The organism is Streptomyces marinisediminis (assembly GCF_026262575.1).
Taxonomy (GTDB): domain Bacteria; phylum Actinomycetota; class Actinomycetes; order Streptomycetales; family Streptomycetaceae; genus Streptomyces; species Streptomyces marinisediminis.
The window spans coordinates 1-15,687 of record NZ_JAPKFL010000012.1 but is presented as its reverse complement, the minus strand read 5'-3'; the positions used below and the strand labels follow the sequence as shown (position 1 = coordinate 15,687).

At 74.3% G+C, this 15,687-nt stretch carries 8 protein-coding genes, 1 tRNA gene and 1 pseudogene; 6 read left to right on the top strand and 4 right to left on the bottom strand.

Annotated elements, in window-relative coordinates; all coding sequences use genetic code 11:
• The first annotated feature begins 99 nt into the window (after positions 1-99).
• Positions 100-483 carry a hypothetical protein gene (locus OSB71_RS11740; RefSeq protein ID WP_265947291.1) on the top strand — a complete coding sequence of 128 codons (384 nt, stop codon included), beginning with the start codon at positions 100-102 and terminating at the stop codon, positions 481-483.
• Between the two features lie 61 nt (positions 484-544).
• Here the strand turns inward: OSB71_RS11740 and OSB71_RS11735 are convergent, their stop codons facing one another.
• The 4 genes from OSB71_RS11735 to OSB71_RS11720 form a co-directional block, all read right to left on the bottom strand.
• Positions 545-3,625, bottom strand: a complete 3,081-nt coding sequence (locus OSB71_RS11735; protein ID WP_265947289.1) for an nSTAND1 domain-containing NTPase — start codon at positions 3,623-3,625, stop codon at positions 545-547.
• A 136-nt stretch (positions 3,626-3,761) separates the two neighbouring features.
• The gene (locus OSB71_RS11730) at positions 3,762-4,757 is read right to left on the bottom strand and encodes a C40 family peptidase (RefSeq protein ID WP_265947287.1); all 996 of its coding nucleotides are present in this window, start codon (positions 4,755-4,757) and stop codon (positions 3,762-3,764) included.
• Between the two features lie 833 nt (positions 4,758-5,590).
• Complete coding sequence (locus OSB71_RS11725; RefSeq protein ID WP_265947285.1) at positions 5,591-5,851, bottom strand: DUF8847 domain-containing protein; 261 nt, start codon at positions 5,849-5,851, stop codon at positions 5,591-5,593.
• Positions 5,852-5,861: 10 nt separating this feature from the next.
• On the bottom strand, positions 5,862-6,575 hold the full coding sequence (locus OSB71_RS11720) for a TetR/AcrR family transcriptional regulator (RefSeq protein WP_265947283.1): 714 nt from the start codon (positions 6,573-6,575) through the stop codon (positions 5,862-5,864).
• Positions 6,576-7,138: 563 nt separating this feature from the next.
• Between OSB71_RS11720 and OSB71_RS11715 the strand changes: the two are divergent.
• The 5 genes and pseudogenes from OSB71_RS11715 to OSB71_RS11695 form a co-directional block, all read left to right on the top strand.
• Positions 7,139-8,413, top strand: a pseudogene (locus OSB71_RS11715) (M20/M25/M40 family metallo-hydrolase); the annotation flags it as partial.
• A 603-nt stretch (positions 8,414-9,016) separates the two neighbouring features.
• On the top strand, positions 9,017-12,028 hold the full coding sequence (locus OSB71_RS11710) for a helix-turn-helix transcriptional regulator (RefSeq protein ID WP_265947281.1): 3,012 nt from the start codon (positions 9,017-9,019) through the stop codon (positions 12,026-12,028).
• 29 nt (positions 12,029-12,057) lie between these two features.
• A tRNA-Arg gene (locus OSB71_RS11705) sits at positions 12,058-12,129 on the top strand.
• A 500-nt stretch (positions 12,130-12,629) separates the two neighbouring features.
• Positions 12,630-13,175, top strand: coding sequence for an IS5/IS1182 family transposase (locus tag OSB71_RS11700; protein WP_265947279.1), 546 nt, complete (start codon positions 12,630-12,632; stop codon positions 13,173-13,175).
• Between the two features lie 92 nt (positions 13,176-13,267).
• On the top strand, positions 13,268-15,580 hold the full coding sequence (locus OSB71_RS11695) for a DNA-methyltransferase (protein ID WP_265947277.1): 2,313 nt from the start codon (positions 13,268-13,270) through the stop codon (positions 15,578-15,580).
• Positions 15,581-15,687 lie beyond the last annotated feature (107 nt).

Here is a 15,687-nt window from a genome sequence, read left to right as displayed (position 1 = left end):
GTTGTTCGGCGTCCGATTGTTCGGGCCGCGCGGTCGAACGTGAACGCGGGCTCCCGCGGTAGGTCTGGGGTGCTCCGGATAACCGACGAGAGGGAGTCCATGACCACCTGGAAGAAGACCGCAGTCCTGGCCGCGGCGGCGCTGACCGCCGTCCTGGGCGGCAGCCCCGCGGCCGGCGCGGCGCCGGCGCCGGCGAAGTCCGCGGAGGCGGCCGCGTTCTGCGGTGTGAAGAGCGACGGCAAGCTGTGGTGCGGCAACAAGTACGGGGCCAAGGCCTACGCCCACCGGTCCTACAGCTCCGCCGTCCGCGGCGAGCTGCGCAGCACGCACAGTTGGTTCGCCTGCTGGGGCCGCGGCGACCACCACCCGGGCGGCAACAACGTCTGGTACTGGACGGCCACGGACACCGGCGGCTGGGGCAACGTCCCGGCGGTCGACGTGCACACCCCGGTGGACCCGGCCCCGGGCCTGAAGGAGTGCTGACCCGCCCCAGGGCGCCACGCGCCCGCGGGAGCCTAGCGCGCGGGAGGGGGGAGTCCGCCGGTCACCGAGCCGGCGGGCTCCCCCCGTCGGCTCGCCGCCCGCGCGGGGTGCGGGTCCGGCCTCCGGCCGGGTCGCAGGGCGGGGCGTAGTCGAGGTAGGACACGTGGGCTTCCCACTGCTCCCGCGAGATGGTCGGGTGGGCGTGCGCGCAGGCCCGGGCGATGGCGCGCGCGAAGTCCAGCTCCTGGAGGCGGACGACGCGGTCGAAGCCGCTGGAGGCCAGTGTGCCGCCGTCGGGGCTGAAGGCCACGGAGCTCGCGGCGCTCGTGTGCCCGGACAGGGTGGCGGTGGGCGTGGGACGGCCGGGGTCGCTGACGTCCCACAGTCCCACGGTGCGGTCGTCGCTGGCCGTGGCGAGCCGGTTCCCGTCCGCGCTGAAGGCGACGGCCCCGACGACGTCCCGGTGCCCCGGCAGGGTGGCCAGCCGGTCGGGCGCGCCGGGATCGCGCACGTCCCACAGCGCCACGGGGGCGTCGGAGCCCCCGGCGGTGGCCAGGGTGGCGCCGTCCGGGCTGAACGCGACGGAGAACACGGAGGTGGTGTGTCCGGTGAGGGTGGCGGTGGGTGTGGGGTGGTGGGGGTTGGTGATGTTCCACAGGCGGGTGGTGTGGTCGTCGCTGGCGGTGGCGAGTGTGGTGCCGTCGGGGCTGAAGGCGACGGAGCGGACGGCGTCGCGGTGGCCGGTGAGGGTGGCGGTGGGTGTGGGGTGGTGGGGGTTGGTGATGTTCCACAGGCGGGTGGTGTGGTCGTCGCTGGCGGTGGCGAGTGTGGCGCCGTCCGGGCTGAAGGCGACGGAGCGGACGGTCTTGCGGTGCCCGGGCACCGTCGCGGAGGCCACCGGGAGGCTCTCGTCCTCCGTCCGCCACAGCCGGGCGGTGTGGTCGCTGCCCGCGGTGGCCAGCAGGTCCCCGCCGGGGGCGTACGCCAGCCACAGCACCTCGCCGGGGTGGGCCACCCACGGCGTCGCCAGGGTGCTGAGCAGGCTGTCGCGCGTCCGCGGCGAGGCGTCGAGGCGGTAGGCGGTCAGCCCGAGCTGCACGGCCAGGCCCGGCTGGTCGTGCCCGAGGTCGGCGGCCGTGTCGGCCAGGCTCTGCGCGGCGGCCCGGTCCCGCTGCCGGGCGAGTTCGTACTGCGCCCGCGCGGCCCGCTCGGTGGCGACCACGGCGACCGCCAGCAGCACCGCGAGGAGGGCGACCACGTACCGCCAGGTCAGCGTGCGGCGGCGGGCCGACCGGCGCGCGGCGGCCTCGGCGGCCGAGCTGGCGTCCAGGAACGCGCGCTCACCGGCGGTCAGGCCGGGACGCGGACCGGTCAGCAGCTCGCGCGCCAGGGCCAGGCGCTCCCCGCGGTACAGCGCGCCCGGGTCGCGGTCCACGTCCTCCCAGGCGTGCGCGGCCTCGGTCAGCCGCCGGTGCACGCGCAGCCGGTCGCGGTCCTCCTCCAGCCAGCCGCGCAGCCGTGGCCACGCCCGGATCAGCGCCTCGTGGGTGAGCTGCACCCGCTCGTGGTCGAGGCTGATCAGCCGCAGCCGGGCCGCCGACTCCAGCACCTGCGCGGTGTCCTCGTCGTCGTCCAGCTCCGTGCGGGGGAGGGGGCGCCGGGTGTCCTCCGGGCCGTCGCCGAGGGCGACCAGGCGGACGAAAACCTGCCGGATGATGTCCCGCTGACGCTCCCGCAGCGCGGTGTAGAGGCCCTCGGCCGTCTGCGCGAGGCCACCGTCCAGGCCCCCGGCCCGCTGGAACGCGGTCAGGGTCAGCGTCGTGCCGCGCCGTCCGCGCCAGGTCTCCAGCAGGGCGTGCGAGAGCAGGGGGAGGACCCCGGCCCGGCCGTGCGCGCCGGCGACCAGCGTCGCCTGCAGGGCGCCCTCCACGTTCAGGCCGGAGCGCCGCGCGGGTTCGACGATCGCCTGGCGCAGCTCCTCCGCGGACATGGGGCCGAGCACGACCTGGGCCTCCCGGAGCACGTCCACCAGCAGCGGGTGCGCGGTGCCGTGCGCGTAGAAGTCGGCGCGCACCCCCAGCACGACGCGGCACCGGCCCGCCGCGCCCCGGGCGACGGCGGCCAGCTCGGCCAGGAACGCCTCGCGCTCCCGCTCGCCGCGGCAGACGGTGAAGACCTCCTCGAACTGGTCGATGATCAGCACCAGTTCGCCCGCCCCCGGGTGCGCCCGCAGCGCCCGGTCGACCCGCTCGGCCCAGTCCGTCCCGGGGGGCGCGGGTGGCGCGGGTGGCTCGGGCGGCCCCGCGCCCCCGCCCGCGCGCGGCGCGCCCGCGCCGGGCCGCCCCGACTCCGGCACGCGCGGCCCGGGCACGCGCGCCCGGGCTCCGCCCGCCCCGGAGCGGGCCGCCCCGGGTTCGCCGGCCTCGGGTTGGACCGTGGCGGGTCGGCCTGCCCCGGTCCGGCTCACCACGGGGTCGCCCGGCCCGCGCTCGCTTCTGCCGGGTTCCTCCGTCCCGCCCGGCCCGCCGCCGGACGCCGCGGACGCGTCCTCGTCCCCCAGGGCGGTCAGGTGGCGCAGGCACTCCGCGAGCGGGTGCGCCCCCGGGGTGAGGACCCGTACCAGCGTCCCGCCCTCGGCGGCGCGCAGCCGGGGCACCAGACCGGCGCGCAGCAGCGACGACTTGCCCTCGCCCGAGGCGCCCACCAGGGCGACGAGGCGCTGCCGACCCAGCCGCTCGGCCAGCTCGTCGACCAGCCGCTCCCGTCCGAAGAAGCGGTCCGCGTCCGCGCTGTCGAAGGCCGCGAGCCCGGCGTAGGGCGGGGCGCCGGCCGCGCACGCGCCCGTGGGGCCCCGCGCCGGCTCCGGCACCGGCGGGAGCGTCGCCCGCGTGACCTCGTACCAGCGCCGCTCCCAGGACTGCGCGTCGCCCCCGCACGCGCGCACGTAGGCCAGCGTCACCGCCAGCGTCGGCAGCTTCCTGCCGCCGGCCGCCTCGGAGAGCGTGGCGATGGAGTAGTGCGCGCGCCGGGCCAGTTCCCGGTAGGACGGCGTGCCCGCGCCGCGCCGCAGCCGTCGCAGCTCGGCGGCGAACTCCAGCAGCGGACTGCTGCCCTCGTCCAGCGGACGCTCCCCACGCGGCATGCCGCACCACCTCTGCTTCCGGACACCGGGTTCTTCGCTATCCGTCCGGACCGCGTGCCAACCGGAAACCGCACGACATTGGCCGGAAAGCGGCGTGTGCCCTCCGGCCGGGCCGGTGCGGGGTGGGACCGTGCGCTCAGCTCGCGGGCGGCAGCGCCGGTGGCGGGTGACGGGGCAGCGCCCGCTTCCCCGCGTCCGGCCGCACCGCGCCGCGCACGTCCCCGGGCCCGGCCAGCGGCGACACGGCCACCCGGGCCCCGGGCCGGGGCGCGTGCACCACCCGGCCGCCGCCGACGTACAGCGCCACGTGCGTCGCGTCGTCGAAGTAGACCACCAGGTCGCCAGGGCGCAACTCGGCCAGTTCGACGCGCGGCAGCCGGCGCCACTGCTCCTGGCTGGTGCGCGGGACCTCCGCGCCCGCGGCCGCCCAGGCCCGCCAGGTGAGGCCGGAGCAGTCGAAGGACGCCGGGCCCTCCGCGCCCCAGCGGTACGGCTTGCCCAGTTGCGCCACGGCGAACCGCACCGCCTCCGCGCCCGCCTCCGACGGCGTCCGCGCGCCCGCCTCCCCGCCGGTCAGCCGCACCTCGGACAGCAGGGTCCGCTGGGCCTCCCGCGCCTGCCGGCGCTCCAGCTCCCGGACGGCGGCCAACTGGGCGTCGCTGAGCGAGGCCAGCAGCTTCGCCACGGCGTCGAGCCGCTCCCGCACGCCCTGCCGGCTCCGCTCCCGGGTCCGCGTCAGCTCCTCGCGCCGGCGCAGCGCCTCCTCGGCGCGCTCGGCCGTGCGGTCCAGGTGCCGGCTCCCGTCCGCCACCCGCCGCACCGTCCGCGCCTGTTCCTGGGCGGCCAGGCTCAGCAGGTGGCCGCGGCTGAAGACCTCCTGCGGGTCCCGGCTGAGCAGCAGTCGCAGGTACGACGGCAGCCCCGCCCCACCGCCGCGGTACTGCTCGCGGGCCAGCCGCCCCGCCGCCGCGCGCTGCTCGGACAGCTCGGCGCGCGCGGCGTCCCGCTCGCGCCGCAGCCGGTCGACGTCCGCCCGCTGAACCCGCAGCGCCTCGTCGGCGGCGTTGAACCGCTCTGTGGCGGCGGCGACGTCGCGGTAGGCGGTGCGCAACTCGGTCAGCAGCGCGCTCACCGGCTGCTCGGCGGCGGGCTGCCGGTGAGCGCGGCCGCCGGGCGGGGTGGGGGAGCCGGGCGCGGTGTCCGACGGCGCGGTGTCGGAGGGCGCGGAGGGTGCGGACGGTGCGGACGGTGCGGACGGAGGAGTCGGCGGGGGAGCGGTCGGCGGTGTCGACGGGCCCGCCGCTTCCGGTGTCGCCCGCGGGGCCGGCTCAGGGCCCGGGACCGGCGCGGCGGCGGCGGGGAACACCGGCGGCCGCAGCGGGCCCGTCAGCGCGACGGCCAACGCCGCGGCGGCGCACGCTCCGCCGATCCGTCGTCCGCGGTGGGCTGACACCGCATCACCTCCCACGTCCCACAAGAGGCGATGCACCGGCGCAGCGGTCATATTGTCACTACGAATGTCCGCGATTCGGCCCAGCGGAATCACCCGTTCGGGAGCCCGGGATCAGGGAAGCGATGATGCCAGGGCGCGGGGCGGCCGGGGGCCGGGCTCGGTGGAGCCGGGCTTTCCACGCCCGCCGTGGCCGCACGCCGCCCGCCCTCCCCGGGCGACCCCGCCGCCGACGCGGCAGGCGCCCGGCGCGCCGAGCGGTGCGGCCGGCGCGGCACGGCGCGTCCCCCCCCGCAGTGCCGACGGCAGTTCGGAAGTGTCCAGGGCGGGGCGGGTGCCGAGCGCCAGCGTCCGGGGCGGGCCGCCCACCAGGTCGGGGCGCGGCCCCGCCTGCGCCCGCGCGGTGGCGGCTCGCCCACCGTCCCCGCGCCGTGTGCGCCGTGGTGCGCGCCCCGCGCCCAGCGCCCCGCGCTCGCGCGCCGCCGACGCGCCGCCCGCGGCCGCTCCGGGCCGGGTCAGCGCGGCCCGCCCCACGGCAGGCGCACCCGGGGCGGCCGTCCCTCCGGGACGTAGGTGTACCGCCAGCCGCGCGGCAGGCCCAGCCGTCCGGTGGCCGCCGGTTCCAGGCGGTAGGCGTGCACCACCGCGGGCCCGCCGCCCGCGTCGGGCACCGGCACCTCGTACCACTTCGGCGGCCGCCCCGTCGGCCCGACCAGCACGTCCAGCACCCGCCCGTCCAGCGGCCCGCCGACGAACACCGTCTCCTCGCTTCTCACCGGCCCAGTGTCACAGCAGGTGCGCGGCGTCGGTCACCACGGGTACGACGCGGCGCGTCAGGGCGCCGACCGGGCCCTCGCGGTCCTCCTGGGCCAGCGCCCGCAGCAGCACGTCCCCGCCCGGTGCGTCCTGCACACCGGTGGCCACCAACTGGGCCACGAACTGGTCCACGAGCCAGTCGCGCAGCTCCTCGCGCGGCGGCTGCCGCCCCTCGTCCAGCCAGATCAGCGACGCGGCCTCCACCCCGGCGATCCAGGTGCGCAGCATCACGCGTATCCGCGCGGCCGACGGCGGCACCTGAAGGTGCGTGACCAGCGCGTCGGCGGCGGCCCTGCGCACCTCGTCGACGATCGCCGTGGTGCGGGAGGTCCCGGCGACGCTGCCCCCGGCGAGCAGCGCGGTGAACCCGGCGGCGTGCTCGTCGACGAAGTCCAGGTAGCGGTCCAGCACGTTGACCAGCCGCCGGGAGGGCGGCCCGACGGGCGGCTCGTCGAAGCAGCGCTCCAGCACGTCGGCGGCGCTGCGCAGCGCCGCCTCGTAGAGCTGCTGCTTGCCGCCGGGGAAGTAGCGGTACACCAGCGGCCGGGACACCCCGGCCGCCGCCGCGACGTCGTCGAGCGTGACGTCCTCGGGCGGGCGGCGCGCGAAGAGGCCGAGCGCGCTCGCGATGAGCTGACTGCGCCGCTGCTCCACGCTCAGTCGTCGGTACGCCGGGACGGTCATACCCGCAGCGTATCCGGAGCGCGCCGCCGGCGAGGCGGTCAGGCCGCGGGTCCGGGACTCCCCGCCGGGCGGCGGCCGACGCCGCGCGGCGCCGGTGCGCGCGGGCGACCGGTGCGCCACCGGGCCCGGGCCCGCCGCGCCCCCGGCCCCGCGCACCGGCCCCGACCTGGGCCGGGAGCCCGCGCGCGGCCTGCCGGGTGACGTCGCGACGGGGCGGGCGCTCGCCGGGCGGGCGGCCGTCGCGCGGCCGAGGCGCCTCCTCCGCGCGGGTTCGCTCCCGGGGCGCCGTGGGCGTCGTGGGCGTCCTGGCCGTCCCGGTGTACCGATCTGCCCCGGCCCGTTACGTGTTGTACCAGCACTTTCGGAACCTCCCGGCAGTCCTGGTCCGTGCCGGGCCGCCCCGGCCCTCCCCGGGCCGGAGAGCGCGTCCGGCGCGGAGGACGTGCCGCACAGCAAGGGTTCCCCCCGATTCCCTTCCGGCCCCGCGTCCCTACTCTCGGCACGCCACCCCCCACCGGCACGCCCGCCCCCGGCGGCGGCGTGCCACACGAAGGGAGAAAGGGATGCTCAGACGCCTCACGGCGCCCGTCGCAGCTCTCGCTCTGTCCATATCCGGTGCTCTCGCCGCCGTCACGGTCGCGCCGCCGGCCGCCGCGACCACCGTCACTCAGACCGTCACCCAGACCGTCACCCAGGCGGCCACCCCCGCCGCCGCGCCGGACGTGCCGCTGGCGAACGTCAAGGGACACCTCGCCGAGTTCCAGCGCATCGCCGACGCCAACGGCGGCAACCGCGCCCACGGCAGGCCCGGCTACCGCGCCTCCGTGGACTACGTGCGGGCCGAGCTGGACGCCGCGGGCTTCGACACCCGCGTGCAGTCCTTCACCTACCGGAGCGCCACCGGCTACAACCTCATCGCCGACTGGCCCGGCGGCGACCCCGAGCAGGTGCTCATGGTCGGCGGCCACCTCGACAGCGTCGGCTCCGGCCCGGGCATCAACGACAACGCCTCCGGCTCCGCGGCCGTCCTGGAGGTCGCCCTCCAGGTGGCGCGCGCGGGCCACACGCCCGAGAAGCACCTGCGCTTCGCCTGGTGGGGCGCCGAGGAGTACGGCCTCATCGGCTCCAACCACTACGTCGGCAGCCTCTCCGCGGCCGAGCGCGCGCGGATCGACGGCTACTACAACTTCGACATGGTCGGCTCGCCCAACGCGGGCTACTTCGTCTACGACGGCGACAACTCCGACGGCGTCGGCGCGGGCCCGGGCCCCGAGGGATCGGCGTACCTCGAAGAAGTCCTGGAGGACGCCTTCGCCGCCCGCAACGTGCCCACCCGCGGCACCGACTTCGACGGGCGCAGCGACTACGGCCCGTTCATCCGCGCCGGCATCGCGGCGGGCGGCACCTTCACCGGTGCCGAGGGCCGCAAGACCGCGGCCGAGGCCCGGATGTGGGGCGGCACCGCGGGGCAGCCCTACGACCCCTGCTACCACCGCGCCTGCGACGACCTCGACAACATCGACGACACGGCGCTCGACCGCAACGCGGACGCCATCGCGCACGCCGTGTGGACGGTCGGCGGCAGCCGGTCCGCCAACGACTTCTCCCTCGCCCTGTCGCCCGCCTCGGGCACCGTCGACGCCGGCTCCTCGGTGGCGGCGACGGTCGCGACGGAGACGACGCGCGGGCAGCGCCAGAGCGTACGGCTGAGCGCCTCCGGCCTGCCCAGCGGGGTGACCGCCTCCTTCGCCCCGGCCGACCTCACCTCCGGCGACTCCGCCCAGTTGACGCTCACGGCCGCCGACTCCGCGGCGTCGGGCACGTACGACGTCACCGTCACCGGCACCGGCCCGGACGCCACCGACACCGCCGCCTACCGGCTCACCGTGCGCGGCACCTCCACCTGCTCCGGGTTCGAGACCAGCCGCGACGGCAGCCTCTCCGGCCGCGGTGACACCGACTACCAGCCGGACGGCAGCTACTACCACAGCTCCGGCTCCGGCACCCACCGGGCCTGCCTCGACGGCCCCGACGGCGCCGACTTCGACCTCTCCCTGCAGAAGTGGAACGGCTCCGGCTGGACCACCGTCGACAGCTCCACCAGCCCCGGCCCCGACGAGTCGGTGAGCTACGACGGCACCTCCGGCTACTACCGCTACCAGGTGTACGCCTACTCCGGTTCCGGCGCCTACACCCTCGGCTACGACACGCCCTGACCCCCGGGACGAAGCGGTTCCTCCCGCCGCTTCCGCCGCCGCCCCGCCGCCGGCCCCATAGGAACCGGCGATAGGGCGGCGGCGACCCGGGGCACGGTCGTTGGCATGTCCTCGCCACCTGGCTAGGGTCGGCGCGACGCCCGCTTCCGAGCAGGGGGAACGATCGCCGACCGCGCCGCGCCGCCACCGCCCGCCGCGCCCCCGCCACTCGTGGGGCGCGACGGGGTGCTGCGCGCCGTCCTCGACCACCTCGACTCCGGACGCGACGTCGTCCTCACCGGCCCGCGCGGCATCGGCGCCTCCGCCCTCCTGCGCGCCGCGCTCGCCGCCGCCCGCGCCCGCGGCGACCTCGCCCTGCACTGCGCGGGCACCGACCCCGCGCGCCACCCACCGCCCCTGTGCACCCCGGCCGACCTCCTCGCCCAACTGCCCCCGGGCCACGGCGGCTCGGCGGGGCGCGGCCCGGCCGGGTCCGCCGCGTCCGGGTCCCTCGCGTCCGGGTCCGCCGCGTCCGGGTCCCTCGCGTCCGGGTCCGCGGTGGCCGGCCCCGGTGCGGCCGGCGCCGCCGCGGAGGACCCGGCCCTGCCCCGGACCGACGCGTCCCCATCACCCGCGTCACCACCGCCCGGGGACCACGCCCCGGTGCTCCTCCTCGTCGACGACGCCCACCGGCTGTGCCCCGGCCGCGCCACCGCGCTCGTCACCGCCCTGCACCACCGCACCGGCCGCCCCGTCCGCACCGTGCTCGCCGGGCGGTGGCCGGGCGCACCGGACGACGGCCCGCCATGGCCCCCGGACGCCGTCCGCGTCCCGCTCCCCCCGCTCGACACCCACGCGCTGGCGGACCTGCTCGCCCCGTACGCCCTCCCGCTCCGCCTCGTCAGCGGCCTCCACGCCGACTCCGGCGGCAACCCAGGACTCGCCCTCGCCCTCGCCGCGGGCCTCACCGACCGGCCGCCGCAACCCGGTCGTCCCGCCCCGCTCACCGAAACCCCGCGCGCCCTCGTCGCCGACCGGCTGGCCGCCCTGCCCCACGGCGTCCGCGAGACGCTGCTCGCCGCCGCGCTCGCCGTCCGCCCCACCGTGGACCTGCTGATACGCGCCGGGCGCCCGGACGCCGAGCGCGACCTCCGCGCGGCCGCCGCCACCGGGCTCGTCACCACCTCCGACGGCCCCCTCCGCTTCACCCCGCCCGGTGTCGCCGCCGTCCTGTCCGCCGCCGCCCCGGCCCCCCACCGCGCCCGGTGGCACCGGGCACTCGCCGCCGCGTCCCCCGACTCCGCCGGACGCCTGCGGCACCAGGCGCTCGCCACCGCACGGCCCGACGCGCACACCGCCCGCTCCCTGGCCACCGCCGCCGCGACGGCCCACGCCAAGGGCGACCTCCACACGGCCGCCGACCTCTCCCTCCTGGCCGCCGACCTCACGCCCCCCGCCCCGGCCCCGGGGTGCGGGGCCGCCCCGACCACGCCCGCGTCCGGACCCCGTCGGCCCGGCCCTGGCGCGCCTGAGCCCGTCCCGTGCCCGGCGGAGACGCCGCCCGGCCCGTCCGCGTGCGGTGCGCCGCCCGTCCCGCACCCGCCCGCACCGGCGCCCGGCCGTCCGCCGTCCGCCCGGTCGCCCGTGCCACCGCCCGTCCCGTCGCCCGCCCCACCACCCGGCGCGAGCCCGGCCGAGACCGACCGGCTGGACCGCCTGGTCGCCGCCGCCGAGGCCGGGGCCGCCGCCTCACTGCACGTCATCGCCCACCGGGCCGCCGACGCCGTGCTGGCCGCCGACGCCCGCCCCCGCGACCGCGTCCGCGTGCGCCTCGCCCTGCTCGACCTCGCCGGCCCCGCCCCGGCGGACGGGGACGAGACCTTCGCCGCCGCGCTCCTCGACGCCGCCGACACCCCGGAACTCCTGGCGCCGCTGCGGCTGCGCCTGTCCCGGGCCGCGCTGCGGGCCGGCCACCTGCTGCGCGCCGAGGCCGAGGCCGACCGCGCCGTCCGGCACGCACGCTCGGCGGCCGACGCCGTCACCGAGGCCATGGCCCTCACCGGCAAGGCCACCGTCGCCCACCTCGCCGGCCGCAGCGACCACCACGCCCACCTCACCGCCGCCCTGCGGCTGCCCGCCGCGCTCCCGCCCGGCCACCGGCACCACGGCCCCCGCTTCCTCGCCGCCCGCCTCGCCCTCCACACCGACCGCCTGACCGAAGCCCGCGAGGCGGGCCTGACGCTGCTCGCCCTGGCCGAACGCGGCTCAGGGGAGGAGGCCATCGCCCTGCTGTGCCACCTCGCCGAGACCTCCGCCCGCGCCGGCCGCTGCCGCGAGGCGCTCGACTTCGCCGACCGTGCCGTGCGCGCCACCGAGCGGGCCGCCCACAGCCCCGCCCCCGCCTGGTACGCCGCCGCCGTGGCCGAACTGGCCGGGGGCAGCGTCGCCCGCGCGGCCACCCACGCCGAACGCGGCGTCCTCGCCTGCGAGCAGGAAGGCGACGTCCGCCACCTCACCGGGCACCTGCACGCGCTCGGCCAGGCCCGCCTGCGCACCGGGGACCTGCGCGGCGCGGTCCGGGCCCTGGAGCGCCTGCGCGACCTGGAGGACGCCCACGGCGTCCGCGCACCCCACGTCCTGCGCTGGCACGCCGACCACGCCGCCGCCCTCACCGCGCTCGGCTCCCTCGGCGCCGCCGAAGAGCTGATCGACGCGACCCGCGCGTCCCTTGCCGCCGCGGCCCACGGCGCCACCACCGTCACCGCCCAGCTCGACCGCGCCGACGCCGCCCTCCACGCCGCCCGCGGCGACACCGACGCCGCCCTCGCCCTCCTGGACGCCGCCGAGTCCCGCTTCGCCGCGTCCGGGCAGCCCCTGGAACACGGCCAGACCCTCCTCGAACGCGGCCGCATCGAACGCCGTCGCCGCCGCTACGCCGCCGCCCGCCGCGCGGTCGCCGACGCCCTGGCCCTGTTCACCCGCCACGCCGCCCGCTCCTGGACCGCCCAGGCCGGGCACGGCCCCGACCCCCACCTCACCGACCACGAATCCCGCATCGCGGCCCTCGTCACCACCGGCGCCACCAACCAGGAGGTCGCCGCCCACCTCTTCCTCAGCGTCAAGACCGTCGAGGCCTCCCTCACCCGCATCTACCGCAAGCTGGGCATCCGCTCCCGCACCGAACTCACCGGCTGCCGCCACGCCACCCGCCCCCACCCACCCGAAACGGGTTCCGGACCACCCATCCCGACCTGGTAAGGTTTCACCCGTCGCCGCAACGCGGCCACGCCCCCGTAGCTCAGGGGATAGAGCAACGGCCTCCGGAGCCGTGTGCGCAGGTTCGAATCCTGCCGGGGGTACCTTGTACGAGGTACCGAAACGCCCCGCCACCAGTCAGAACGCTGGATGCGGGGCGTTGCTGTATGTGCGGCCACGTGCCACCCGGAGCGGCCGTAGGCCGTGGGCCGCGGGCTACTCGTGGACGGCTCCCCAGGGACGTCAGCGCGGCTCAGCGCCAGCCCAGAACACGTGCGAGCCTGACTTCCTCACGCGAGGAGGTCGGGCTCGCGAACCGATTCGATGCCGTTCGCCACCCGTCCTCCTGCCCTTCCACCAGCAGCTCGGTGAGGCCGAGGCTGGCGGCTTCCTGGCGTCCGTCGTGGCACTGAGCGTCTTCCAACCTGTTCGCCGAGCAAGGCCGTTGAGTACCTGGGCGGTGCGCTTCCTCGCATTGAGCTGGCGGCACGCCGTCCTGGCCAAGACACATGTCGGCACCGTCTGCCCGCCCAATGACAGGCACTGCTGGCGCTGACCCACCTGCGCAACGGTCGCACCTCCGCCCAGTTCGCTGCCGGGTTCGGTGTGCGCAACCACCACGGCCTACCGCTACATCGTCGAGCCCATCGATGTCCTGGCGCCCCCGCCCCGATGCTCACCCAGGCGGTCGAGCCTGTCTCCGCCCAAGACGTCCGTAATCCTGGGCGCCACGCTGTTGCCGATCGACCGGATCGCCGCCGACCAGCCCTTCCACCCCAGGGCACACAAGAGGCACGGCAGGCTCCTGTGTGCCTCGCCCGCGCCGCCCGGGGCGATCCACGAGATCAAGGCCGCACGACCCCAGGGCATCACCGATGCCCTGGCCGGAGCCCGCGTGGACCACTGGTGGCCGACAAGGGCTACCGGAGCGCCCGGCACCGTACGGCTGCCCTACGGGAACCGCCGGGAGACGCTTCCCGCAGGACCAGCAGGCTGCCAACCGCTCGCACGTGGAGACCGCGCGTTCGCCGAACAGGCCACGGCCACTCTCGAGACCTGGCTCCTCCTGCGCGAACCGCGATGCGCCGACGACCGCAACACCGACCTCGTACAAGCCGCCCCCACCCTCCACCTGACCTGCGCGAACTGAGGTTGGAAACAGCTCGATGTCTGCGCCTCCGGCTACCATCGCCTGTGGCCGCGTCGTCGCACCAAGGCGCAGATCTACCAGGAGGCCCTCCCATGAACGTCGTGCCATCCGTTAACTCGGTTGCTGACATCCAGGACCTTCTTACCGAGTTGACCGGTCTTGACGGGACGTTCGACTCCACTGTTCGCCTGACCCTTGGCGAACTGATCTCGGAGATCGGCCCCCCGGACCGCGTCGACATGGAGAAGGTCGAGTCACAGTTCTACGGCCGCCTGAACCAAAAACTCTCACTGAACCAATTCGCACTAGGAACGCTTTACTCTGTTGCGGCCCGAGCCGGAGTTACTTTTAATTACCCTACCAAGAAATCAATTTCTTGGGCCGTTGACTCCATGAACAAGGAGTCCCTTGAGTCTATTCTCGCCGCGCATTGGCCCGGGTATGCGTCCTATCCTGTCAGCTTGGACGAATTGGACCCATGCGACCCCCGGCAGACTAAACAAGCCCTGCAACGTGAGGCCGTAAATCCTTCAAAGCTTCGGAAAGCACATGGTCGCCAGGTGCTGAACGATGTATTTAACGCCGCCACTGGACCTCTTGTGTGGTCACTGTGGGAACCGAAAATTCTACATCGCCACTTCCAGGAGCAACCTGGCGGTATGCCCTATTCGGGTGAGTACCTCCAGGACCTGCAGCACCAGTCACCGGACTTGTTCAACCGGGATTACGCGCTCACAGTGGCTTTCGTGGGAAGTGAATATGCGTCCACAGGCTACACCGATCTGCGGAGCAAGCTAACCCACTGGCTCTCTTCCGAGTATGGCAAGTTGAATAACTATGGCTTCATTTCGGTGATTATCGACACGGAAGCCATCGCGGAAGCCTGGCAACTGGCCTGCGACCTGGTGCTGTACGGCGAGCACTTCATTGAGGCGAGGCTGCAGAATAGGTTTTTCCGTTGGCGTGAGGTGATGCAGGAGACGAGGCGGCACATCCCTTACGTGGACGCACAGAAGGCAGGCTTCGAGATTGCCAATGAAGGTTACACCTACCGCGATCAGTTCGTTCTCACTGATCCTCACGGGCAGCAAAAAAGACTCGTACTACTCATGCAAAAAAACCAGCGTGACGAGACGCCGATTCCTTGTCCCGCTTGCCGAAGCTCTAATATTTCCGGAAATTCGTACCCGATTCTGGGCGTGAAGAGCTGGGAATGCTCGAACGTACTGTGTCCTGAGCGGAGTATTTATAATCGCGGGAAGCGGTATTCCTTCAAGGCGCTGTTGTCGCAAGAAGCCATCGAGCATCCTTCGAACGAGATCCCCGTAGAGAGCGTGCGCCGCTGGCAGAAGGACATCCTGCCCTTCGAATCCGACGGGGAGATTCTGGACATGTGCGTCCGTCATTACTCGATGGTCGGAGATAGCGTCACCTTCCACGAAGTCCCGAAGGAAGCCCTGAGTGAAGTTTCGGCCGTGGGGCGCGAGCAGAACTATCGTCGCCACATCGGGTCCAGTAATGAACAGGAGGCCTTCTGGAACAGTGCTCTTTTTCAGCGCTTTCAGTCCGCACCTGTATCGAAAGAGCCAGGCCAGGAAAGTCAGCTTTCCCTAGAAGACCACCCGTGGCAAATCCTTGCCGGCGACTCGTTGCATGTTCTGGCGCGAATCGGGGAAGCTACGTTTGATCGAGCCATCACCTCTCCTCCCTATTTCAATGCCCGCGAGTACTCCCAGTGGCCGAATCTTTACTGCTACTTGCATGACATGCAGGCCATCGCGCGCGAGGTCTTCCGTGTCCTGAAGCCGGGAGCCGTCTATGCTTACAACATCTTCGACACTTTCGACAACGAGCGAATTGTCACGTTTTCGGACATGGGTAAGAAGCGTATCAGCCTGTCGGCTTGGACCGCCGACATCTTCCGACGCGTCGGATTCGAGCTGAGGGGAAACCTCGTCTGGGACAAGGGTGAAATTCACGGCAAACGCGGATTCAATGCCGAGAATTTTTCACCTTTCTACCAGTCCCCCTTCAATTGCTGGGAGCATGTGCTCATTTTCCAGAAGCCTGGACCCGGTAGCGAAGACTCAGTATTGCTTGATAACGCACGTAAGGTGGCTCGCATCCACCCGATCGTAAAGATGGTTCGCGGCGAAAACCGTCATGGCCATACTGCTCCGTTCCCGCAAGCGTTGCCGGAACGTCTTCTCGACGGCCTTCCTGCTGGGTCTTTGGTACTTGATCCATTCGGTGGTTCGGGAACTACCGCGCGCGCTGCCCTGAGCGCCGGCATGCGGTCCGTAATGATCGAACAAGACCCATCCTATGTTTCGTTGAGTCGTAAGCTCACCGAAGAACACGAGCAAAGTCTCGCGATGTCGCAGGAGACACTCTTCTCACCCTGACGCAAAGCATTCCAGGGGATTGCCCTGCCGTGGTGCGAAGCAGGGCAATCCTGGAAACGCTTCTCAGTACCGAGAGGAAGGGTCGACCGTGTAGGCGCCTTCGGCCT